Source organism: Nocardioides piscis (assembly GCF_011300215.1).
Taxonomy (GTDB): domain Bacteria; phylum Actinomycetota; class Actinomycetes; order Propionibacteriales; family Nocardioidaceae; genus Nocardioides; species Nocardioides piscis.
Genome location: NZ_CP049866.1, coordinates 1,813,593 through 1,836,896 on the forward strand (window position 1 = coordinate 1,813,593; position 23,304 = coordinate 1,836,896).

Genomic DNA, 23,304 nt, shown 5'->3' on the forward strand with positions numbered 1-23,304 from the left:
GCCGGCTCGGCTCCGGTCATCCGACCAGCTTGTCACTGACCTTCGCCTGGAACAGGCAGGTCGTCGCGGCAGAGCAGCGACATCCCCCGGTCGAGTGCCTGGTCGAGGTCGAGCCGGCCGCCGACGCCGGCAGCCCGGTCCCTGGCCCGGTCGTCGAAGGCGGCCAGCGGGACGCCGACGCGGCGCTCCCGCAGCGCAGCGTCGGCGGGCACCTGGGTGGTGCCGTCGATCGCCATCGCGCGGTCGGCGGCCGCGACGAGCACGGCGGCCTCCTCGAGGCGGTCCATCCGGATCGCGAGGAACGCCAAGGTGTCCAGGGCCTCGATCCGGCGGTAGTCGACGCCGTGCCGCTCCAGGACCGGGACTGCCTCGAGCAGGAGCCGTCGAGCCTCGGCGAGGTTTCCCTCCTCCAGCTCGAGGTCTGCCAGCAGCAGGTCGGCTTCTGCGCGGACACGCTCGTCACCGGCCAGGGCGCGACACTCGGCCAGACAACCTCTCGCGACGGTGAAGTCGCGCTGGTCGAGGGCTGCCAGCCCCCGGTTCTGGAGGGTGATCGAGATGTCGAGGTCGGGGTTGTCCAGGCGGCGGCGCAGGGCGATGGACTCGTCCATGAGCGAGACCGCCTCTGCTGTGCGTCCGAGGTCGCGCAGCGCGCCCGCCAGGCTGTTGAGGGCACGGGCGGCCCAGTGCTCGTCGCCGGACTCCTGGAACAGGGCTCGGCTCCGCTCGAGGAGCGGGTTGCTCAGGTCGCTGCGTCCCTGTTCGCCGCGGCAGATGGCCAGGCCGTACATCGCCCGTGCCCGCAGGTGCGGGTCGGCGTGCGGTGCCAGGGCCAGGGCGCGTTCGGCCCACTCGACGTCCGGGCTGGCCGGAGTGACGCGATACCAGAACACGGTGAGGGCGGTGGCGAGTCGCAGGAGGTCGTCGAAGCGTCCGGTGCGCTCCAGGTGCTCCAGCGCGGCCCGGAGGTTGGCTCGTTCCTGGGTCAGCCGCGCCATCAGCGCGGTCGCCTCTGTGCCGGCCATCCCGGCACGGATCTGGTCGGCGAGGGCCACGAGCTGGTCGGCGTGCCGATCCCGGACGGCGCCCTCGTCGGGGTCGGCGGTGAGCTGTTCGAGGGCGTGCTCCCGGATGGTCTCCAAGAAGCCGAAGCGTGCTTCGTCCCGGACGACGAGACTGGCCCGGACCAGGGTCATGAGCTGGTCTCGAGACACGGTGCAGACCTCCTCGGCGGCAGCCGCCTGGAACCCGCCCGCGAACACGGCGAGCGAGCGGAACGCCCGTTGGTCGTCAGGCGCCAGCAGGTTGACGCTCCAGTCGATGCTAGCGCGCAACGCGCGTTGCCGGTCCGGCCGCTCCCGAGGGCCGCTGGCCGCGAGGTCCAGCCGCATCTCGGTGGGGGCCACGAGCTCGTCGAAGGTCATCTCGCCCACCCGGGCGGCGACGAGCTCGATGGCCAGGGGGAGGTTGTCGACGGCGGCGCAGAGCCGACTGATGGCCTCGGTCCGTGAGGTGTCGAACCGGTGGTCCGCGGCGGTGGCACGCTCGCAGAAGAGCTTGACCGCGTCGGCGTCGGGAAGCGGGTCGATGGCGTGGACCCGTTCGCCATAGATCTGCAGCGGGATCCGGCTGGTGACGATCACCTGCACGCCTGGTGCGGCGGTCAGGACGGACGCGAGGAACGCCGCCGCACCCAGGACCTGCTCGAAGTTGTCGATGACGAGCAGGAGCCGTCTCTTCGCCAGGTGCGACAACAAGGGGGCGAGGAAGTCGTCGCCCAGCGCGTCGATCCCCAGCGACTCCGCCACGGCCTGCGGCACGAGCTCGGGATCGACCAGGCTGGCGAGGTCGACGAACCAGACCCCGTCGGCGCACGAGGCCGCATACTCGTGCGCAGCCTGCATCGACGTCCGGGTCTTGCCGACCCCACCGGGTCCGGTGAGGGTGACCAGACGAGCACCGGCGCCCAGCTGGGACACCAGCTCGGTGACCTCGACCCGTCGCCCGATGAGCTGGGTGGCCGCAGCAGGCAGGTGGCGTCGTGCCCTGAGGTCGGCGTCGTCGAGGCGCAGGCTCGGATCGTCGGCAAGCACGCCCATGTGGAGCCCCTGGAGCTCGACGCCGGGCTCGAGGCCGGTCTCGGCGACGAGCCTGGCCCGGCCGGCGGCGTAGGTCGCGAGCGCCTCCGACTGCCGCCCGGAGCGGTGCAGCGCGAGCATCAGGTGGCCACGCAGGTCCTCTCGCAGCGGGTGGGCGGCGACCAGGGCCTCGAGGTCCGCGACGAGGTCGCGGTGGCACCCCAGGGAGAGCAGCACCTCGGCGCGCCGGGCCGACACGTCCACCCTCACCGAGTCCAGCCTGTGGGCGAGGGCATCGATCGCCCGCAGCTCGCGGACGTCCTGCCAGGCCTCGCCGCGCCACAGGTCCAGCGCCAGGTCGCAGGCCCGCAACGACTCCTCCCTGTGCCCGGCGAGCAGGAGGTCGTGGGCCTTCGCGGCAAGGGCCGAGAACTCGTCGACGTCGAAGGAGCTCGCGGCCAGGTCGAGCCGGTAGGCCCGACCGACGGTGACGAGGGTCCCGGCTTGGTCTCCCAGCGCTCGGCGCAACGCGGAGACGTGAACCTGCAGGTTGCGGAGGGGATCGGCTGGCCCACCACCGGGCCAGATCTCCTCGCTGAGGCGCTCGACCGGGACGGCGTCCGGGGCAGCCGCCAGGAGCATGGCCAGCACGAGCCTCGGCCTGGCCGCGCCGAGGTCCACCAGCTCGTCTCCTCGCCGGACCTCGAGCGGACCGAGCGCCTGGAAGCGCAGGGGAGGTGACATGGGGAAACTCTGCCTCAGCCGCGCCGCTCAAGGAACCGATTGAGCGATTGTTGAGCGCTCTGGCCCAGCCTGCTGACGTCGCAACCCACCCCTTTCCTGGAGTCGCCATGTCCAGCAAGACCATCGCCGCCGCCGGCACCCTCACCCTCGCCACGAGCGTCGTCCTGCTCACGGGCACACCCGCCCAGGCCGGGGTCACCCGTCACGACGGAGTCCCGTTGTTCACCTCGGTCTACAACTGCGAGAGCGTCGTGTGGGGCACCCCCTATCGCGAGACCGGCGCAGGAGCGGTCGCGTCCGTGCACTACGACGACGCGAAGCCACCGCGCGCCGGGGAGGTGTTCTATGTCGGGATCGAGGTCGGGGCTGTGGGCAACCCCTATCCGTGCGCCGACCAGTCGATGCGACCTGACCTGACGCTCCCGAGCGGCATCAGCGTGGCGATCTCGTCCACCAACCCGATCCGGTGCACGAAGTGGACCTATTCGGGCGGGACCGCGAGCCCGACCCCGGAGACCAGCCTCTGCCCGACCACGACCTCGGCTCCTGAGAGCGGAGGCACGGTGGGGCTGGGGAAGTCGGACGGCGGGACGTGGAAGATCCCGACGGGCGTCGGCTACGAGATCCAGGTGCCGGTGGTCGCCGCTGCGCCCGGCATCAAGACCTTCACCCTTCCCGTCCGGATCGTCGACGGCAACGACAACCCCATCCTCAGGCCCGTGTCAGGCCCCGTCGAGATCGGAGCGGCCCCGACTCCGACTCCGACGCCGACTCCGACTCCGACTCCGACTCCGACGCCCACCCCGACTCCGACTCCGACGCCGACTCCGACGCCCACCCCGACCCCGACCCCGACGCCCACCCCCACTCCGACCCCGACCCCGATCCCGGGACCCGTGACGGGACGCATCTTCTTCCAGAGCGACCGGGCCGGCGGGATGGAGCTGTTCTCGATGAACCCCGACGGCTCGAGGCTGGCCCGGCTCACCCATGACGGCGCCAACACGCACCCGGCCGTCTCGCCCGACGGCACCAGGCTCGCCTACATCCACGGCGGCGACGTGTGGACGATGGACATCGACGGCACCGGCAAGCGCCGGATCACCGACACCGCCGAGGTCGAGCAGACGCCCGACTGGTCACCCGACGGGACGCGGCTCGTCTATTCCGCCAGGGGCGTCGGGGCCGACCAGGAGATCATGGTGCGGGCCGCGGACGGCAGCGGAGCGGCCACGCAGCTCACCGACAACACGTTCCCCGACACCGACCCGACCTGGTCGGAGCCGCTGGGTGGCGCGCCGCAGGGCCTGATTGCCTTCGTGAGCGCCCGCACGGGTGACACCGACCGCAACATCTACGTGATGTCACCGACCGGGGGCGCCGTCAAGAACCTCACGCCCTACGGCCAGTACGCCGGGTTGCCCTACCAGGGTCACGACGACTCTCCGTCGTGGACCCCGGACGGCCGGATCGCCTACACCCACACGTTCCTGCCCAACGCCGGAGGACTGCCGGCCGTGTGGACGATCAAGCCCGACGGGTCCGCGATGACCCGCGTGTCGACCGACAGCTCGCGCTCGGCCACCGACCCGGTGTTCTCCCCTGACGGCACCAAGATCGCCTACATCGGCACGGCCGGCACCGATCGCAACGTGGCCGTGATGTCGTCCAACGGATCCGGGGGCTCGTTCGTCGACACGGCCACCAGCCACGACATCGAGCCGGACTGGCAGGAGGACTCGACCGCTCCCGAGACCACGCTCTCCGGAGCACCGTCGGGCGAGACGACAGCCACCGGCGTGAGCATCACCGTCGCCTCCAACGAGCCCGGCTCGACCCTGGAGTGCAGCCTGGACGGCGCGGCGTTCATGCCGTGCTCGTCGCCGGTGGTCCACACGTCCCTCGGCCTGGGCGCGCACCAGTTCAGGGCCCGCGCCATCGATCCGGTCGGACGCGTCGACCTCACGCCCGTGACCGCGGCCTGGACCGTGGTGTCACCGCCGCCCCCCGCGACGGCGACCCCCACGACGCCGCCCACGGCGACCCCGACCACCGGTCCCACCGCCACGACCACCACCACGACCACCACCGCGGCCCAGATGTCGACAGTGACGAAGGCGGTGCTGACGAAGGTGCCGACCACCACGCGCGGCGGTCGGCTCAAGGTGCAGGTCACCGGCGCCGCGAGCCTCGGCAGCATCGACGGCATCGACGGGAAGGCCAAGGTCCTGCTCCGGGCAGTCACCGGCAGCAAGAAGATCTCCAGCACGGCGACGATCACGGGCGGTACGGCGGCGGTCAGGCTCCCCAAGCTGCCGCGCGGTGCCTACAAGGTGACGGTGCGGTTCCTGGGCTCGGAGGGGATCGAGGGCTCCCGGGCGGTCGAGAAGTTCCGGGTCCGGCGCTGATCGATCACAGGCCCGTGGATCGGCAGGCTCGCCGGCGCAGGGCAGCGACGTAGTCGACGGGGGCGTCCGCTGCCTCGGCTGCGTCGGCGAGCACGCCGAGGTAGGAGGCGCTGGGCAACCCGCCCTCGTAGGCGTCGAGGACGTAGGCCCAGGCGACCACCTCACCGGCCATGGTGGCCACCCGCACGCGGGTCCGGCGATAGAGACCGGTGTCGGCGGACTCCCAGCCGTCGAGCAGGCCGGCGTCCTCGGGCGTCACGTCATAGACGGCCACGAAGACCTGCTCGAGGGGGTCCTGCACGATCGTGGCCAGCGATCCGTCCCAGCCGTGGTGCTCGCCGCCGAAGGTCAGGCGCCAGCCGGTCAACCAGCCGGTGCCGCGCAGCGGAGAGTGCGGGCAACGCTCGCCCATTCGTGCCGGGTCCAGGTTGGTCCCGTAGGCGGCGTAGAGCGTCACGGGGCAAGGGTAGCGAGGGTGCGGCCGAGGGCTAGGGTGGGCGGCGTGAGCGACACGCACTTCGACACCCTCGTCCTCGGCGCCGGCCCCGGTGGCTACGTCGCCGCCATCCGCGCCTCCCAGCTCGGCCAGAAGGTCGCCGTGATCGAGGAGAAGTATTGGGGCGGTGTCTGTCTCAACGTCGGCTGCATCCCCTCCAAGGCGCTGCTGAAGAACGCTGAGCTGGCCCACACGCTCCAGCACGAGAAGGCCAAGTTCGGCATCGAGGGCGACGCCACGATGTCGTTCGGTCCCACCCACGAGCGCTCGCGCAAGGTCAGCGCGGGGATCGTCAAGGGCGTCCACTTCCTGATGAAGAAGAACAAGATCACCGAGATCGACGGGTGGGGCACGATCACCAGCCCCACCGAGGTCGAGGTCAAGGACAAGGACGGCAACACGACGGCATACACCTGCGACAACCTGATCGTGGCGGCCGGCGCGACCGTGCGCCTCGTCCCCGGTGTCGAGCTGTCGGACAACGTCGTGACCTATGAGGAGCAGATCCTCACCGACCAGCTCCCCGAGTCGATCATCATCGGTGGCTCCGGTGCGATCGGGGTGGAGTTCGCCTATGTCATGGCCAACTTCGGCGTCGACGTGACGATCGTGGAGTTCCTCGACCGGATGGTCCCCACCGAGGACGCCGACGTCTCCAAGGAGCTGGCCAAGCACTACAAGAAGCTCGGCGTGAAGGTGCTCACCTCGACCGCGGTCAAGAACGTCGAGGACACCGGCTCGGGCGTCAAGGTGACCGTCGCGCCCGCGTCCGGCGACGGCGACGAGCAGGTGCTCGAGGCCGGCAAGTTCCTCGCCGCCTTCGGCTTCGCTCCGCGGGTCGAGGGCTACGGCCTGGACAAGATCGGGGTGAAGATCTCCGAGCGCGGGGCGATCGAGATCGACGACTACATGCGCACCAACGTCGAGGGTGTCTATGCCATCGGCGACTGCACCGGCAAGATGATGCTCGCCCACGTCGCGGAAGCGATGGGCATCGTCGCGGCCGAGACGATCAGCGGCGCCGAGACCATGCCGGTCAACTACGACATGGTCCCGCGTGCGACCTACTGCATGCCGCAGATCGGTTCCTTTGGCTATTCCGAGGCGCAGGCCAAGGACAAGGGATACGACGTCAAGACGGCCACCTTCCCGTTCACCGCCAACGGCAAGGCGATGGGCCTGGGCGAGGCGGTCGGGTTCGTCAAGGTCGTCGCCGACGCCGAGCACAACGAGATCCTCGGCGCCCACATGATCGGCCCCGACGTCACCGAGCTGCTGCCGGTCCTGACCCTGGCCCAGCAGTGGGACCTCACCGCCGACGAGGTCGCTCGCAACGTCTTCGCCCACCCGACCCTGACCGAGGCCGTCAAGGAAGCCGTGCACGGCATCACCGGCCACATGATCAATCTCTGACATGGCCGCCGGCACGAAGGACCGCGTCGTCATCATCGGCGGTGGCCCCGGTGGCTATGAAGCCGCCCACGTCGCGGCCCAGCTCGGCGCCGAGGTGACGGTCGTCGACACCGACGGGGTCGGCGGCTCGGCGGTCCTGACCGACTGTGTGCCGAGCAAGACCCTGATCGCGACGGCCGAGCTGATGACGGAGGTCGCCGACTCCGCCGAGCTCGGGATCGACTTCTCCGACCACGAGGGCGATGTGGCGACGACGTTGCGCGTCGACCTCGGCAAGGTCAACGCGCGCGTCAAGCAGCTGGCCGCCGACCAGTCCAGCGACATCGCGGCCCGGCTCGACCGCGACGGCGTCCGGTTGGTGCACGGGAGGGGGCGGCTGGCGCCCGACCTCACCGTGGTCGCAACGGCCGCCGACGGCACCGAGGAGACGATCAAGGCCGACGCGATCCTGATCGCCACCGGCGCGGCGCCGCGGGTGCTGCCCACCGCAGTGCCCGACGGCGAGCGGATCCTCACCTGGGAGCAGGTCTATGACCTGACCGACGTGCCGGAGAAGCTGATCGTCGTCGGGTCAGGCGTCACCGGCGCGGAGTTCGCCAGTGCCTACCTCGCCCTCGGCATCCCCGTCACGCTCGTCAGCTCCCGCGACCGGGTGCTGCCCGGCGAAGACGCAGACGCCAGCGCCGTGCTGGAGGAGGTCGCGACCCGACGCGGCATGGAGGTCTTGTCGAAGTCGCGGATGGAGTCGGTGACGCGCGAGGGCGACGTCGTGACCGTTCGTCTCACCGACGGCCGCGAGGTCACCGGCTCCCACTGCATCCTGGCCCTGGGGTCGGTCCCCAACACCGCCGATCTCGGGCTGGAGGACGCTGGCGTCGTCACCGACGACGGTGGCTTCGTCAAGGTCGACCGCGTCTCCCGCACCTCAGCGCGTGGGGTGTACGCCGCCGGCGACTGCACCGGCGTGCTGATGCTCGCCTCCGTCGCGGCCATGCAGGGGCGGATCGCGATGTGGCACTTCCTCGGCGACGCCGTGGCCCCCCTCGACCTGAAGAAGGTCTCGTCCAACGTCTTCACCGCGCCCGAGATCGCCACGGTCGGCTGGTCGCAGCAGGCGGTCGACGCCGGCGAGATCAACGCGACCGTGGTGACGCTGCCGTTGGCCGGCAACGCGCGGGCCAAGATGCAGGGTGTGCGCGACGGGTTCGTGAAGCTCTTCATCCGCCCTGGCACCGGGATCGTGGTGGGCGGGGTCGTGGTCGGTCCACGCGCGTCCGAGCTGATCCACCCGGTCTCGATCGCGGTCGCTGAGTCGCTCACCGCCGATCAGCTAGCCCAGGCGTTCACGGTCTATCCGTCGATGAGCGGCTCGATCGCCGAGGCGGCCCGTCGACTGCACCGCGTGGAGTCCTGACGGCTCAGAAGCCGCCGCCGTCGGCGCCGCCCCCGCCGCCCCCGCCGCCATCGCCGCCGAAGTCACCGACAGTGCCGCCGAAGTGGCCGCCGCTGAAGCCGCCGCCGTCCCAGCTCCCCGGGTCCGACCAGGTCCCCGCTGCCGTCCCGGCCATGCCGGCGGCTGCATAGACCATCGTGAGCCGCGCGGGTTCCATCCGGCCGTCGTGGATGTAGTCGTCGTACCACCCCGCCGCCCAGGGTGCGTAGAGCGGACCGGAGGCGAACCACGGGACGCGACGGTTGCCGAGTGGCACCAGCCGGGCGTCAGGCTCGTCGCCGATCGTCAGTCGCTCGAAGTCGCGGAAGCAGACGGGGAGGCTGCGCGGGACCCCACCCGGGGGCGCCCACTCGACGTCGCGCTCCGCAGGGCCATGGGCGGGGTCGAAGAAGCAGGGCTCGTGACGGGTCGGGCGGGGGCGCGCGTCGCGTGCTGCCAGGACGCACGCATGGGCGAAGCGGCCTTCGGCAAGGGCTCGGGTGACCGCGCTGACGTCGTCTGCGACCTCAGCCCTGGCAAGCCGGTCCTTCGCGGCCTCGTAGGCGTCCAGCGCGCGCTGGTAGTCCTGGCGCATGCCCTCGTCGAGTGGGGTGGCCAGTGTCTCCACGTGGAGCTCGGCGAGCTCCTCGCCGAAGGTGGTGACGTCCTCGTTGACAGCGCGGCGCGAGTGCCGGAACGCATCGAGGGCGGCGAGCCGGGCCTCTCGCCGCGACTTGCCGATCGAGAATCTAGGCATTGGGTCTCACCAAGTTCGCACGTCGCCCAGGTCCGCCCAGCGTCGAGCACGCACCCCGGGACAGCACCAAGATAGGCCCGATCGACGTGGTCTGCCAGCCGCTGCCGCTGGCCTTTTCTGAAGCTGACTGACGTCAGTCAGGTTGCGATCTGCCTGACGGACGTCCATTTCGTGACATCACGCCGTGAGCACGGTCGTGAAGTGCTCGACCACCGGGAACGGCTCGTAGAAGTGGTGGAGCAGGGCACGCCACTGCTGATAGCCGGGTGAGCCCCGGAACCCCTCGGTGTGGTCCTCGAGCCGCTCCCACTGCACCAGCAGGAGGTAGCCCGACGGCCGCTCCAGGCACCGCGACAGCGTCAGACCGGCGAAGCCGGGCACCGCGGCGACGATCTCCTTGGCCTGGGCGAACGCCTCCTCGAACTCGGTCTCTCGGCCGGCGACGACGGGCAGGAGCGCGTGTTCGAGGATCACCCGAGGATGGTGGCACAACTACACGCTTGTAGTTCCCGCCATCCGGTTGTGGCTGTGTCAGCGGCGTGTTCTCATCGATGGTCACGTCTGTCACAACAGACCCACAGACCACGGAAGACCCTTCGTATGCGCCGTCTCGTCCAACCCTGGCTCGCCGTCGTCCTGGCCCTGCTGGTGGCCACCTCGATGAGCCCGTCAGCCAGTGCGAGTCGGGCCGGTGAGGCCTACGCTGTCGCCGGGCCGAGCACGATCACGCTCACGGGCCACGGCTACGGCCACGGTCACGGCATGTCGCAGTACGGCGCCGAGGGGGCCGCCCGGGCCGGGCTGACGTGGCAGCAGATCATCGACTTCTACTACCCGGGCACCTCATGGGGGGAGCATCGGGGCTCGATCAAGGTGTGGATCACCGGCGACACGAGCGACGACGTTGCCGTGTCAGCGCGATCAGGGCTCAAGGTCACCCGGCTCGCGCCCCGCAAGACCTGGACGCTGCCGGCCAACGGTGCCAAGCAGTGGCGGATCAACGGCCTGTCCGGCGGTCGCAGCCAGCTGCAGTTCCGCAAGTCCGGGTCCTGGCGGACGTGGAAGGCATTCCGTGGCAGCGGTCAGTTCTCGTCGGCCAACAACAAGCTGACGTTGCGGACCCCGGCCGGGCCGAAGACCTACCGGGGCCGTCTCCGGTCGGCTCTCGTCACCCCAGGCGGTGCCGCCCGCGACACCGTCAACGTCCTCAGCCTCGAGTCCTACCTGCGCGGGGTCGTGCCGCTGGAGATCCCGGCGCTGTGGAGCGCTGACGCGGTCCGGGCACAGTCGGTGGCCGCGCGGACCTATGCCGCCAAGGAGCGCGCCGACCGACGCGGCTCGCACTACCAGATCTGCGACACCACGGCCTGCCAGGTCTACGGCGGCTTCGACGTCGAACACCCGGCCGCCACCCAGGCGATCCAGGACACCGCCAGGCAGGGTCTCTTCTACGAGGGCGAGCCTGCCTTCACCCAGTTCTCCTCGAGCAACGGCGGCTTCAGCTCGGCAGGATCGGTGCCCTATCTGGTCGCGAAGGAGGACCCCTACGACGGCTGGAGCGGCAACACCAACCACACCTGGGCCGTCACCCTCTCGGATCGTGACTTCGAGAAGCACTATCCCCAGATCGGCGACCTGACCTCGATCGAGGTCGTGGAGCGCGACGGCAACGGCGACTGGGGCGGCCGGGTCGAGGACATGACCCTCGTCGGCTCGAGGAGCAGGGTGGCCCTGAGCGGCGACACGCTGCGGAGCCTCATGGGTCTGAAGTCCTCGTGGTTCACGTTCAGCGTCGCGCCGCTGCAGGCCCGCAACTCAGCCGCGCGCGACCGCTAGCCCGGCTGCCCTGCCGGAGAAGATGCAGCCGCCGAGGAAGGTCCCCTCGAGCGCGTTGTAGCCGTGGACCCCGCCGCCCCCGAAGCCGGCGACCTCGCCGGCGGCATACAGGCCCGGGACGGGGTCGCCCGACTCGCCCAGCACCCGCGAGTCGAGGTCGGTCTGGATGCCGCCGAGGGTCTTGCGGGTCAGGATGTTGAGGCGTACGGCGATGAGTGGGCCGTTGTCGGGGTCGAGGAACGCGTGCGGCTTGGCCACCCGGACGAGCTTGTCGGTGCGTGAACGCCGCGCGTTGGCGATCGCCATCAGCTGCAGGTCCTTGGAGTAGGAGTTGTCGAGCTCGCGGTCTCGGGCGGTGACCAGCTCACGGAGGTCGTCGACGTCGAGCTTGGGCCCGCGGGCGATCTCGTTCATCCCCACGACCAGCTCCTCGATCGTGTCGGCGACCACGAAGTCCTCACCGTGCTGCTTGAAGGCCTCCACCGGGCCGGGAGCACCCTTGGCGAGCCGGCTCTTGAGCAGGAACTTGACGTCCTTGCCGGTGATGTCGGGGTTCTGCTCCGACCCGGAGAGTGCGAACTCCTTCTCGATGACCTTCTGGGTCAGCACGAACCACGAGTAGTCGTAGCCGGTCGCCAGGATCTCGCGCATGCTCGACATCGTGTCGAAGCCCGGGAAGTTGGGAGCGGGCAGGCGCTTGCCTTCTGCGTCGAGCCACAGCGACGACGGGCCGGGCAGGATGCGGATGGCGTGGTCGGGCCAGATCGGGTCCCAGTTGTGAATGCCCTCGGTGTAGGCCCACAGCCGGTCGCGGTTCACGATGGCCGCTCCGGCGTCCTCGCTGATCTGGAGCATGCGCCCGTCGACGTGGGCGGGCACCCCGGCGATCAGGTGCTCGGGCGCCGGGCCGAGTCGTTCGGTGGGCCAGTGCTTGCGGATCAGCTCGTAGTTGTGGCCGATGCCACCGCTGCTGACGATCACCGCTGGAGCCCGCAGCTCGAAGGAGTCGACCTCCTCGCGCGAAGACTTCTTGCCGCGCTCGAGGTCGTCGTCGGGTGCGAGGATCGCGCCGCGAACACCCACGACGGCACCGTCCTCGACGATGAGCTCGTCGACCCGGTGACGGAACCCGAGCTCGACGAATCCGGAGGCCTCGCCGGCCAGCACGGGCTCGGCGAACACGCGCACCACCTCGGGGCCGGTGCCCCAGGTCAGGTGGAAGCGGGGGACCGAGTTGCCGTGACCCTCGGCCGTGCCGCCGCGCTCGGCCCAGCCGACGAGGGGCAGGACTCCGAGTCCCAGGTCGGCGAGGTAGTCGCGCTTGCCGGAGGCCGCCCACTCGACGTAGGCCTTGGCCCAGCGGGCGCCCCACTTGTCCTCGTCGTCGAGGCGGTCGAAGCCCGCGGAGCCGAGCCAGTCCTGCATGGCGAGCTCCGGCGAGTCCTTGATCCCCATGCGTCGCTGCTCGGGCGAGTCGACGAAGAACAGGCCCCCGAGGGACCAGAACGCCTGACCGCCGAGGTTGTTGCGGTTCTCCTGGTCGAGCAGCAGGACCCGCTTGCCGGCCTTGACGAGCTCGTGGGTCGCGACGAGTCCGGCGATACCGGCTCCGACGACGATGACATCTGGCTTCACTTCTGGTGCTCCCGTGGGTTGAAGGTGGGGCGGGCAAGCTCGGCGAGCAGACGCAGCGTCGCGTCGTCGCGTTCCTGGTCGGGCAGGACCCTGGCGACGGCGGCTTCGCCGTCGAGGTAGTTGATGATGATGCGCAGCACGCCCTGGAACTCCTCGGTCCAGAGGTCCCCGGCGAAGGAGTGGGCGGCGATCGCCGTACGGCGGTGGTAGTCGCGCAGCGCCGGGCCGAGCTCGGCGCGCAGGTCGGCGTCGGTGCGGGCGGCGCCGATGAGCTCGTGCCAGACCTGGTTGGACTGCGAGCGCACCAGGCGGCGCAGGGCGAGCAGCGCGGCATAGACGGTGTAGCGGCTCGGGTCGACGTCGGTGAACTCCCGGGCGAACTCGTCGGTCTGGCGCGCAGCCACTCTTTCGGCGGTGGCGACGAGCAGGGCTCGACGGCTCGGGAAGTGGCGGAAGAGTGCCCCCTGGCTGAGGCCGGCCTCAGCGCAGATGGCGGCGACCGTGGTGCGGGAATAGCCCACGGAGGCCATCACGGTCTCGGTGGCGTCGAGCAGCCGTGCGACGGTCTCGTCACGGCGCTCGGCCTGGCTTCGGCGGGGCGGCATGGGACAACCGTAACACTAGTTAGAGAGCGGTCGCTCTCTAACTAGGAATTGCCGTGGATCAGTCCTTGAGCTCGCAGATCACGGCGCCGTTGGTGACCGTTGCGCCGACCTCGGCCTCGAGGCCGGTCACGGTGCCGGCCTTGTGGGCCTTGAGGGGCTGCTCCATCTTCATCGCCTCGAGCACCACGATGACGTCGCCCTCGGCGACCTCCTGGCCCTCGGTGACGGTGACCTTGACGATGGTGCCCTGCATGGGCGAGGTGACCGAGTCGCCCGATGCGGCGGCGCCGGCCTTCTTGGCCGAGCGCTTGGGCTTCTTGGCGCCACCGGCCGCGGCGCCGCCGGTCGACAGGCCACCGAGGCCCGTCGGCAGCACGACCTCGAGCCGACGCCCGCCGACCTCGACGGTCACGCGCTGGCGCTCGACAGGCTCCTCGTCCTCGGCGGTGTCGCCGGAGTAGGGCTCGATCTGGTTGTCGAAGTCGGTCTCGATCCAGGTGGTGTAGACGGTGAAGTCACCCTCACCCGACGGCGTGGACGCCCCCACGAAGGCCGGGTCGCTGACGACCGCGGCGTGGAAGGGGATGACGGTCGGCATGCCGTCGACGACGAACTCGTCGAGCGCGCGACGCGAGCGCTCGAGGGCCTGGGTGCGGTCGCGGCCGGTGACGATCAGCTTGGCGATCAGCGAGTCGAAGTTGCCCGGGATGGTCTCGCCCTTGTTGTAGCCGCCGTCGAGGCGGACGCCGGGTCCCTGCGGCGGGTGCCACTCGGTCAGGGTGCCGGGGGCGGGCATGAAGTTGCGGCCGCCGTCCTCGGCATTGATCCGGAACTCGATCGAGTGGCCGATGATCTCGGGGTCGCTGAAGCCGAGCTCCTCGCCGGCGGCGATGCGGAACATCTCGCGCACCAGGTCGATGCCGGTGACCTCCTCGGAGACGCAGTGCTCGACCTGGAGGCGGGTGTTGACCTCGAGGAAGGAGATGGTGCCGTCGGCTGCCACGAGGAACTCGCACGTCCCGGCGCCGACGTAGCCGGCTTCGGTGAGGATCGCCTTGGAGGACTCGTAGAGCTTGGCGACCTGGTCGTCGGTGAGGAACGGCGCGGGCGCCTCCTCGACCAGCTTCTGGTGGCGACGCTGCAGCGAGCAGTCGCGGGTGGAGACGACCACGACGTTGCCGTGCTGGTCGGCCAGGCACTGGGTCTCGACGTGGCGCGGCCGGTCGAGGAACTTCTCCACCAGGCACTCGCCGCGGCCGAAGGCGCCGACGGCCTCACGGACGGCCGACTCATAGAGCTCGGGGATCTCCTCGAGCGTGCGGGCGACCTTGAGGCCGCGGCCACCGCCGCCGAAGACGGCCTTGATCGCAACGGGCAGGCCGTGGGCGCGAGCGAACTCGACGATCTCGTCGGCGTCCTTGACGGCGTCCGGGAGGCCGGGCGCGAGCGGGGCGTTGGCCTTCTGGGCGATGTGCTTGGCCTTGGCCTTGTCGCCGAGGGACTCGATCGCAGCGGGGGGCGGGCCGATCCAGATCAGCCCGGCGTCGATGACGGCCTGGGCGAACTCGGCGTTCTCGGCCAGGAAGCCGTAGCCCGGGTGGACGGAGTCGGCGCCGGACTTCTCCGCGACCGCGATGATCTTGGCGATGTCGAGATAGGTCTCGGCCGGGGTCGCGCCTTCGAGGGCGTGGGCCTCGTCGGCCAACCGGACGAACTGGGCATCCCGGTCGGGGTCGGCATAGAGCGCGACGCTGCCGATGCCGGCATCCTTGCAGGCGCGGATCACGCGAACGGCGATCTCGCCCCGGTTGGCGATCAGGACCTTCTTCAGCGGCGTCGTCTCAGGCACGCAGCGCAGCGTATCGCTCAGGGAAGCGCGTCCGTGCCAGTGGTCGGATCCCGGTCGGTGACCCGCGTCTGCTCAACCGTGGAACGCTCGGGCGACCCGGCGCAGTGCCGGCCGGGCGAGCCACCACACGGCCGCTCCGACGCCCAGCGAGGCGATGGTGGCGGCCGGCGGGGAGGTCGGCTCGAGGTGCGGATAGACCTGCCAGTGGGTGAGGTAGATGAACAGCGACGCGGACGCCAGCGTCGAGATCGGCACGACGAGGCGGCGGGGGACCCGGACCGACCCGACATGGACCATCAGTGCGATGCCGCCCACGATGAGCGCCTCGCGCCACGGGTCGCCGAAGAAGCCGACGGTGCCGACCGCGGCCAGGAGCACCACCGTCCACCGCCGCGCCGGGCTCGCGGCCCGCGCCGTCGCCCACCCGAGGACGAACCACAGCGCCACGACCCCCACGCGGTAGCGCTGCATCGGCCCGGCCTCCAGGCCGACCCAGGCGAAACGCACGGCCAGGGCAGCGAGCACCAGCCCGATCGCGAGGGCGTATGGCGCTCGCCGCTCCAGCCGGTCCAGGGCTGGGACCGCGAGGAACAGCAGCGCAACCGCCGTGGTCCACACCAGTGCCTCGAGGAACCAGAACTGCGACTGGTCCGTCCAGGCGTCGCTGCCCACGAGACCGTTCAGGAAGAGGGCCGTGGCCGGGTCATAGGTGCCGGCCACGAGCCCGACGACACCGATCCACACGGCGGCAGGCAGCGCCACCTGCGTCAGCGACGCCAGTCCGTGGCGCAGGCGGTCGGGCCGGGTCGACCTGGACAGCTGGAAGCGCGCGAAGTTGTGGCCGGCCACGGCCAGCAACAGGTGTGCCCCGCCCAGGACGGTGACGAGTCCGGCATGGGAGGCGACGATCGCCACGATGGCTGCGGCTCGCAGCACGACGGTGGTGTCGAGCGGCACTCCCCGACGTGGTGCAGGCGTGGCTGCGGCCAGGTCGCCGATCGGACGGGTGTGCCAGTCGGCCGGCACGTCGCCGAGCCGCCGTCCGAGCCGGGTCGCGAGCTCGACGTAGGACAGGGAGTCGCCGCCGAGGCCGACGAAGGTGTCGCCCAGGCCGACGTCGCTGCGGCCGAGGACCGCCGCGAAGTCGGCGCGCAACGCCTCGGGGCTCGCCGGACCGGCGCCGGCGGTCTCCGCCTCGGCGAGGGCGAGGGCGCGAGCATGGCTGGAGAGGGCGGCCAGGTCGGGCTTGCCGCTGCTGGTGCGGGGGAGCGCCTCCATGACGACGACCCGGATCGCGACCGGGGGCAGGCCGCTCGCCGCCATCAGCGTTTGCCGGAGGCGCTCGCTCGTCCGTCGGCGGGTCGTGAAGGCGTGGAGGGTCTGGTCGACGACGACGCAACGGACCTCTGCCCCGTCGCCGACGAGTCGCTCGAGGTGGTCCAGGTCGAGGCGCAGGCCGAAGAGCTTCACCTGGCGCCCGGAGCGGCCGACGACTTCCCAGAGGCCGTCGACCTCGCGGGCGAGGTCGCCCGTGCGCAGCTCGGTCAGCTCGGGTCCGCGGCCGAGGTCGGCTGCCGTGTCGGCATACCCCATCATCACGTTGGGCCCGGTGTAGACGAGCTCGCCGACGCCGGGCTCGGCTCCGGCGACGGGCTCGAGGCGGAGCGCGCCCCCCGGCACCGCCCGGCCGATGCTCGAGGGCCGCTCAGCCACCAGCTCCGGGGGCAGCCACGCCATCCGCGCGGTGGCCTCGGTCTGGCCGTACATCACGACCAGGTCCCATCCCGCTCGGCGGCCGCGGGTCGCCCACTCCCGCACGCGGGTGGGGTCCATCCGTCCGCCGGCCTGGGTGACGTAGCGCAGGGTCGGGACGTGCGAGGGGTCGAACCCGGACTGCTCCAGGAGCTCGAAGGTGTAGGGCACACCGGCGAACGAGGTCGCGCCCGACTCGCTGGCCAGCCGCCAGAAGCACTCGTCGACCACGGAGAGGTCGGTGAGCACCAGGCCGGCGCCGACGAGCAGGTGGCTGTGCACGACGGAGAGGCCGTAGCAGTAGTGCATCGGGAGCGAGGTGATCGCGACGTCCTGCGGGGTCAGGGCGAGATAGTCGGCGATGCTCGCGGCGTTGCTCAGCAGGTTGTCGTGGGAGAGCCGGACCAGCTTCGGGGCCCCGGTCGTGCCCGAGGTGCTCATCAGCAGCGCGAGGTCGGGGTGCAGGTCGTGAGCGGACCCTTCGCGCCGTTCGACGAGGTCGCCGGCACTGGCCACCACGTCGGGATCCCAGGCGGTCAGGAGGTTGTCGGCCGGGGCTCCGGGAGCAGACAGCAGCACGACGTGACCGTGGGTGAGCGCGGCGAGATAGGTCACCAGCGGCTCGATGCCGGTGGCTCCCTCGACCAGCACGAGCCGGCGGGTGCTGCCCAGCCGCGCTGCCACGTCGTCCACCCGACCGCTGAGCTCGGCATACGTCACGACCTCGGTGGCCGTGCGCAGTGCGACCCGCGTGCCGTGGGCGGCGAGGTCGAGGACCCGGGGAGCGGTGGTCTCCGCGGGCTGGAGCAGAAGGGTCACCCAAGAACTGTAAGGTAAGCCTTACCTACTTCAAAGTTGTCTCGCGTCACAGACCGGATGGCAGGCAGTGCACCGCGCCCTGGATGGCGATCCTGACCTCGCTGCCCGCCTGGGGCGCGTCCAGCCCCGGGCCGCGCGCCACCACGCGTTGACCGTCGGGCAGCTCGAGCTGCACGGCCGCGTCGTGCCCGTAGAAGGACACGTCGACGACCCGCGCCGGCGCACCCTCGTGGACCAGGGCCAGCTGCTCGGGGCGTACGACGACCCGCACCGCCCCGTCGGCGACGTCGGCGTGGACGGGAGCGCTTCCCAGCGCGCACGTCGCGACGCCGCCGGTCACGGTCGCCGCCAGGATCGCCGCACCCCCGACGAACCGGGCCACCTCGTCGTCGACCGGGAAGCGGTAGAGGTCGCGCGGGTCGGCGGCCTGGACCAGGCGACCCGCTCGCATCACCGCGACCTGGTCGGAGAGCGAGAGCGCCTCGTCCTGGTCGTGGGTCACCAGCAGGGCAGTCGCCCCGGCGGCACGCAGCGCACGAGCCACGGCCCGGCCGGTGCTGATCCGCAGCGAGGCGTCGAGCGAGGAGAAGGGCTCGTCGAGCAGCACGACCGACGGCCGCGGCGCCAGCGCTCGCGCCAGCGCGACCCGCTGCTGCTGCCCCCCGGAGAGCTCGTGGGCCGAACGGCGGGCGAAGGAGGCGGGCAGCTCCACCAGGTCGAGCATCTCGGCGACCCGACCGCCCGAGCGCTCCGCCCGCGGCAGGCCGAATGCGATGTTGGCAGCGACATCGAGGTGGGGGAACAGGGCACCCTCCTGCGGGACATATCCCACCCGGCGCTCCTGCGGGGCGATGGAGCGACCCTCGCCGGCCACCACCCGGTCGTCGAAGGCGATGGTGCCGGCCTGGGGCGTCAGGAACCCGGCGACGAGCCGGAGCAGCGTGGTCTTGCCGCAGCCGGACGGGCCCAGCACGGCCGTCAGGGATCCCTGCTGGACGTCGAGGTCGACGCCGTCGACGGCGTGGACGGAGCCGAAGCTGCGGCTGACGCCGCGCAGCGTCACCCGGCTCATGGTGCGGTCCTCACGGGGTGATCCTCTCGTGCCGCATCAACAGGACCGTGGCCGGGATGGAGATCAGCACCAGCAGCAGCGCGTACGGCGCCGCCGCGCCGTACCTCAGCTCGGAGGAGGCCGACCAGAACTCGGTCGCCAGCGTGTGCGTCCCGATCGGGCTCAGCATCAAGGTGGCGGTGAGCTCGGTCGAGATCGCCAGGAAGACCAGCGCAGTGCCCGCGCCCAGCCCGGAGGCGATCAGCGGGAGCGTGACCCGCTGGGCCGTCCTGACGGGGCCGACGCCGAGGCTGTGCGCGACGTGGTCGAGCACGACCGGGGCCTGCTCGAGTCCGGCCCGGACCGAGACGAGCGCGCGCGGCAGGAAGAGGATGGCGTAGGCGATGACCAGCAGGAGCGAGGTCTGGTAGATCACCGGCACCACCTTCAGCGAGGCGACCACCAGGGCCAGGCCGACGACGATGCCCGGCAGCGCGTTGGCGACGTAGGCGCTGCGCTCGACGAGGGTGGAGACCCTGCTGCGATGGCGGACCGCCAGCCAGACGACCGGGATCGCGGCCAGCGTCGTGGCGACCGCACCGGCCGCCGCCAGGGCCACCGTGGTGAGGGCGGCGGTGGCGAGCTCGTCGAGGGGGAACTCGGTGGAGGTGCCGACGGCCAGCCACCGGACCAGCGCATAGGTCGGCACTCCCAGGGCGAGCACGAGCAGTGCGGCGACGGCTGCCACGAGAGGCCAGCGCAGCGCCCCGAGCGGGGTGCGACTCGCGTCGCGGGCGGCGCCCTGTCCGATCCGCGCATAGTGCCGGTGGCCGCGCAGGCGGAGATCGGCAAGGAGGAGCAGCAGGCACAGCATCACCAGCACGCCGGCCATCGCGGTCGCGGCCGAGCCGTTGAAGGTGGAGCCGTACTGGTCATAGATGGCGGTCGTGAAGGTGGGGAAGCGGAGCAGGGCCAGGGCGCCGAACTCGGCCAGGAGGTGGAGTCCGACCAGCAGGGCGCCACCGAGCAGGGCGGGCCGCAGCTGCGGGAGCACCACCCTGCCGAGGGTCCGCCACCTGCTGTGGCCCAGGGCCCACGACACCTCCTCGAGCGCCGGGTCGAGCCCCCGGAGGGCGGCGGCGGCGGGGAGGTAGACGAGGGGGTAGTAGGACAGGGTGATGACCAGGAAGGCTCCGCTGAAGCCGTTGATCGAGCGGTCGATCGAGACCCAGGCATAGCCGTTGACGAAGGCCGGCACGGCGAGCGGAGCGACCAGGAGGCCGTGCCACAGGCGTCTCCCGGGCAGGTCGGTGCGCTCGACCAGCAGGGCCAGGGCGAGGCCGAGCACCACGGTCGCAGCCATGCAGGCGGCCGCGAGCGTCACCGTGTTGCGCAGCAGCTCGACGATCCGCGGGCGAGCGACGAGTTCCCAGATCTCGACCGGCCCGATGATGACGGTGTAGGTGGCGACGTACGCCAGCGGGATCAGCGCCAGGAGCGCGACAGCCACCCCTGCTGCGAGCAGCAGGGGTGGCGTCTTGGCTTGGGCGTTGGCCTTCAGAGCAGGCCGGCCTCGGTCATCAGGTCGGTCACCTGGGGACCGTTGAGGCTCGCGATGTCGACGGTGGGCGGCTCGAGCTCGTCGAACGGCTTGACCTCGGGGTTGAGGCTCACGTCGGGGTTGAGCGGGTATTCGAGCGCGTAGGACTCGGCCATGGCCTGCTGGGCCTCGGTGCCGGTGAGCCAGCCGACGAACTCCTCGGCCGCCTCCTGGTTCTCGGAGCTGGCGAGGATGCCGGCGCCGGAGACGGACAGGAACGCGCCGGGGTCCTGGTCGGCGAAGAAGTAGAGAGCCGAGCTGTCCGAGTCGGTCCCGCTCTCCTCGCGGTCGCGATACCAGTAGTAGTGGTAGGCGATCCCGGCGTCGATCTCACCCGCGTCGGCGGACTGCATCACCACGAGGTTGTTCTGGAGGATGACCCCGTTGGTCTTCAGGCCCTCGAGCCAGGCGCGCGTCGCGTCCTCGCCCTCGAGCTCCAGCACGGCGCTGACGATCGCCTGGAAGTCGGCTCCGGTGGGGGAGAACCCGACCCGGCCCTCCCACTCCGGCTCGGCAAACTCCAGGATGCTGGCCGGCAGCTCGGACTCGTCGAGGTTGTCGGTGTTGTACATGACGACGGTCGACCGGCCCAGGAACCCGACCCAGTTCTTCGAGCCCGGCACGTAGTCGGCCGGGATGTTCTCGAGTGCGGCCGCCGGCGCGGGAGCGAAGAGGCCGGCGTTGTCGACGATGCTCATCGCCGGGGAGTTCTCGGTCAGGAAGACGTCAGCGGGCGAGTCCTTGCCCTCCTCGACGATCTGGTTGGCCATCTCGAGGTCCTTGCCGCTGCGCAGCTCGACGTCGAGGCCGGACTGCTCCTCGAAGAGCGGGACGATCTCGTCGAGCAGCTCTTCGTGCTGGGCGTTGTAGATGACCAGGTCGGGGCTGGAGAAGACGCCGCAGGCGCTCAGCGGGGCCAGCAGTGCGGTCGTGGCTGCGACGGCGAGCAGGCGGCGGGGAAGGGAGGTCACGGTTTCTGATCCTGACGTCGATCTTAGGGTCGGCTAACCTTACTGGGTTAGCGAACGTTAACCCATCGCCGCTACGCTGCTCCCATGACTTTCGAGCTGTCCCCCGAGCACGAGCAGTTCCGCCGCAGCGTCCGTGACTTCGCCGAGAGCGAGATCGCGCCGCACGCCGCGCAGTGGGACCGCGACCACCACTTCCCGACCGACGTCGTGCAGAAGATGGGCGCACTGGGCCTGATGGGCCTGACCGCTCCCGAGGAGTACGGCGGTTCCGGGCTCGCCGGCGAGGACGGCGGCTTCACCAGCCTGTGCCTGGCCATCGAGGAGATCGGTCGCGTCGACCAGTCGATGGGGATCACCCTCGAGGCCGCGGTGGGCCTGGGGATCAACCCGATCCTGACCTATGGCACCGACGAGCAGAAGTCGGCACACCTGCCCTCCCTGGTCGCCGGCGAGCAGCTGGCCGGCTTCGGGCTGACCGAGCCCGGCGCGGGGTCGGACGCCGGGGCGACCAAGACCAAGGCCGTGCTGACCGACGGCGAGTGGGTCGTCAACGGCGCCAAGCAGTTCATCACCAACTCCGGGTCCTCGATCACCTCGCTGGTCACCGTCACCGCTCGCACGGGCGAGCGCGAAGGCGGTCGGCCCGAGCTCTCCACGATCATCATCCCGAGCGGGACGCCCGGCTTCACCGCCGAGAAGCCCTACGACAAGCTCGGCTGGCACGCCTCCGACACCCACCCGTTGTCCTTCGAGGACGTGCGCGTGCCCGAGGCCAACCTGCTCGGCGAGCGGGGCCGCGGCTACGCGCAGTTCCTCGCGACGCTCGACGACGGCCGGGTCGCGATCGCTGCCCTGGCGGTCGGCTGCATCCAGGCATGTCTCGACCTCTCGGTCGAGTACTCCCTCGACCGCCAGACCTTCGGCGGCCCGATCGGGCGCAAGCAGGGCGTGGCGTTCCAGGTCTCCGACCTCCAGGTCATGCTCGAGGCGTCACGCCTCCTGACCTACAAGGCCGCGGCGATGAAGGACGCGATGGACGCCGGCGCGGGGGTCTCGACCAAGGACTTCAAGCAGGCGGCGGCGATCGCCAAGCTCTATGCCACCGAGTCGGCCGTCTCCGCCACCCGGATCGCGACCCAGATCTTCGGCGGCTACGGCTTCATGGAGGAATATCCGGTCGCCCGCTTCTATCGCGACGCCAAGGTCCTCGAGATCGGTGAGGGCACCTCGGAGGTCCAGCGGATGCTGATCGCCCGGGGTCTGGGCCTGCCGGTCGAGTGATGTCGTCCGAGCCTGTCCGACGCCGCCTGGCCCGGCGATCGGCACCATGCCCGCCATGACCGTGATCCGCCTCGCGCACCCCGCCGACCTCGAGGGCGTCCTCGAGGTCGGTCGGGTCACCTGGCCGCCGACCTACACACCCCTGGTCGGCGAGAGTTACGTCCAGGAGGCACTCCGGTCGTGGTGGACCGAATCCGGGACGATGACTGCCATTGCGGACGGTCGAGTCTGGGTCGCGGAGGACGACGGCAAGATCACAGGAATGGCGATGTACGGGGTCAGGGACCGCGTCGTAGAGCTCTGGAAGCTCTACGTCCGTCCAGAGAGACAAGGCGAGGGCACGGGCCGCGCGCTGCTCCGCAGCGTCATCTCTGCCACCGGTGACTCCGCTGATCGGGTGACAGTGGCGTACATGGAAGGCAACTCCTCAGCTCAGGCGTTCTATGAGCGGGCAGGGTTCGTCGAGACTCACCGCGGGCCTGACGAGAAGGGTGGGCCCGACGACATCTGGATGGAGCTGCGCCGCCCCGCACTGGACTAGCGCTTCATCTCGTGCCCACCGCGCAGGCAGGATCGG

17 protein-coding genes are annotated in these 23,304 nt (G+C 70.8%); 6 read left to right on the forward strand and 11 right to left on the reverse strand.

What is annotated here, in order from left to right; genetic code table 11:
• Window positions 1–32: 32 nt before the first annotated feature.
• A complete protein-coding gene (locus tag G7071_RS08950) occupies window positions 33–2,822 on the reverse strand; it encodes an AfsR/SARP family transcriptional regulator (RefSeq protein WP_166317592.1) in 2,790 nt (929 codons plus the stop codon).
• 107 nt (window positions 2,823–2,929) lie between these two features.
• Here G7071_RS08950 and G7071_RS08955 point away from each other — a divergent pair, with 107 nt between their 5' ends.
• Window positions 2,930–5,230: a PD40 domain-containing protein gene (locus G7071_RS08955; protein ID WP_206062956.1), complete on the forward strand. Its 2,301-nt coding sequence runs from the start codon at window positions 2,930–2,932 to the stop codon at window positions 5,228–5,230.
• A 4-nt stretch (window positions 5,231–5,234) separates the two neighbouring features.
• Here G7071_RS08955 and G7071_RS08960 read toward each other — a convergent pair whose 3' ends face one another.
• A complete protein-coding gene (locus G7071_RS08960) occupies window positions 5,235–5,687 on the reverse strand; it encodes a gamma-glutamylcyclotransferase family protein (protein ID WP_166317598.1) in 453 nt (150 codons plus the stop codon).
• A gap of 45 nt (window positions 5,688–5,732) precedes the next feature.
• Here G7071_RS08960 and lpdA point away from each other — a divergent pair, with 45 nt between their 5' ends.
• Both lpdA and G7071_RS08970 read left to right on the forward strand, forming a co-directional pair.
• Window positions 5,733–7,139 (forward strand): dihydrolipoyl dehydrogenase, encoded by a 1,407-nt coding sequence (gene lpdA / locus G7071_RS08965; RefSeq protein WP_166317601.1) that lies wholly within the window; start codon window positions 5,733–5,735, stop codon window positions 7,137–7,139.
• Between the two features lies 1 nt (window position 7,140).
• Entirely contained in the window at window positions 7,141–8,553 is a 1,413-nt protein-coding gene (locus G7071_RS08970; protein WP_166317604.1) for an NAD(P)H-quinone dehydrogenase, read from the forward strand.
• Window positions 8,554–8,557: 4 nt separating this feature from the next.
• Here G7071_RS08970 and G7071_RS08975 read toward each other — a convergent pair whose 3' ends face one another.
• Both G7071_RS08975 and G7071_RS08980 read right to left on the reverse strand, forming a co-directional pair.
• Entirely contained in the window at window positions 8,558–9,328 is a 771-nt protein-coding gene (locus tag G7071_RS08975; protein ID WP_166317606.1) for a hypothetical protein, read from the reverse strand.
• 177 nt (window positions 9,329–9,505) lie between these two features.
• Window positions 9,506–9,802, reverse strand: a complete 297-nt coding sequence (locus G7071_RS08980; RefSeq protein ID WP_166317609.1) for an antibiotic biosynthesis monooxygenase family protein — start codon at window positions 9,800–9,802, stop codon at window positions 9,506–9,508.
• A gap of 126 nt (window positions 9,803–9,928) precedes the next feature.
• Here G7071_RS08980 and G7071_RS08985 point away from each other — a divergent pair, with 126 nt between their 5' ends.
• Window positions 9,929–11,164 carry a SpoIID/LytB domain-containing protein gene (locus G7071_RS08985; RefSeq protein WP_166317611.1) on the forward strand — a complete coding sequence of 412 codons (1,236 nt, stop codon included), beginning with the start codon at window positions 9,929–9,931 and terminating at the stop codon, window positions 11,162–11,164.
• Here G7071_RS08985 and G7071_RS08990 read toward each other — a convergent pair.
• From G7071_RS08990 to G7071_RS09015, 7 genes are all read right to left on the reverse strand, one after another.
• Entirely contained in the window at window positions 11,144–12,799 is a 1,656-nt protein-coding gene (locus G7071_RS08990) for an FAD-binding dehydrogenase (RefSeq protein ID WP_206062957.1), read from the reverse strand. The genes G7071_RS08985 and G7071_RS08990 overlap by 21 nt on opposite strands.
• Window positions 12,796–13,404 carry a TetR/AcrR family transcriptional regulator gene (locus G7071_RS18685; protein ID WP_206062958.1) on the reverse strand — a complete coding sequence of 203 codons (609 nt, stop codon included), beginning with the start codon at window positions 13,402–13,404 and terminating at the stop codon, window positions 12,796–12,798. The genes G7071_RS08990 and G7071_RS18685 overlap by 4 nt, the downstream gene beginning before the upstream one ends.
• A gap of 58 nt (window positions 13,405–13,462) precedes the next feature.
• The gene (locus tag G7071_RS08995) at window positions 13,463–15,253 is read right to left on the reverse strand and encodes an acetyl/propionyl/methylcrotonyl-CoA carboxylase subunit alpha (RefSeq protein WP_166317614.1); all 1,791 of its coding nucleotides are present in this window, start codon (window positions 15,251–15,253) and stop codon (window positions 13,463–13,465) included.
• 72 nt (window positions 15,254–15,325) lie between these two features.
• A complete protein-coding gene (locus tag G7071_RS09000) occupies window positions 15,326–17,824 on the reverse strand; it encodes an AMP-binding protein (protein ID WP_166317617.1) in 2,499 nt (832 codons plus the stop codon).
• A 46-nt stretch (window positions 17,825–17,870) separates the two neighbouring features.
• The gene (locus tag G7071_RS09005) at window positions 17,871–18,896 is read right to left on the reverse strand and encodes an ABC transporter ATP-binding protein (RefSeq protein ID WP_166317619.1); all 1,026 of its coding nucleotides are present in this window, start codon (window positions 18,894–18,896) and stop codon (window positions 17,871–17,873) included.
• A 10-nt stretch (window positions 18,897–18,906) separates the two neighbouring features.
• Window positions 18,907–20,385 carry an ABC transporter permease gene (locus G7071_RS09010; protein WP_206062959.1) on the reverse strand — a complete coding sequence of 493 codons (1,479 nt, stop codon included), beginning with the start codon at window positions 20,383–20,385 and terminating at the stop codon, window positions 18,907–18,909.
• A gap of 47 nt (window positions 20,386–20,432) precedes the next feature.
• Window positions 20,433–21,446 carry an iron ABC transporter substrate-binding protein gene (locus G7071_RS09015; RefSeq protein ID WP_166317622.1) on the reverse strand — a complete coding sequence of 338 codons (1,014 nt, stop codon included), beginning with the start codon at window positions 21,444–21,446 and terminating at the stop codon, window positions 20,433–20,435.
• Between the two features lie 84 nt (window positions 21,447–21,530).
• Between G7071_RS09015 and G7071_RS09020 the strand changes: the two genes are divergently transcribed.
• Together G7071_RS09020 and G7071_RS09025 are read left to right on the forward strand one after the other, a co-directional pair.
• The gene (locus G7071_RS09020) at window positions 21,531–22,727 is read left to right on the forward strand and encodes an acyl-CoA dehydrogenase family protein (RefSeq protein WP_166317625.1); all 1,197 of its coding nucleotides are present in this window, start codon (window positions 21,531–21,533) and stop codon (window positions 22,725–22,727) included.
• Between the two features lie 55 nt (window positions 22,728–22,782).
• A complete protein-coding gene (locus tag G7071_RS09025; RefSeq protein ID WP_166317628.1) occupies window positions 22,783–23,268 on the forward strand; it encodes a GNAT family N-acetyltransferase in 486 nt (161 codons plus the stop codon).
• Window positions 23,269–23,304: the final 36 nt, after the last annotated feature.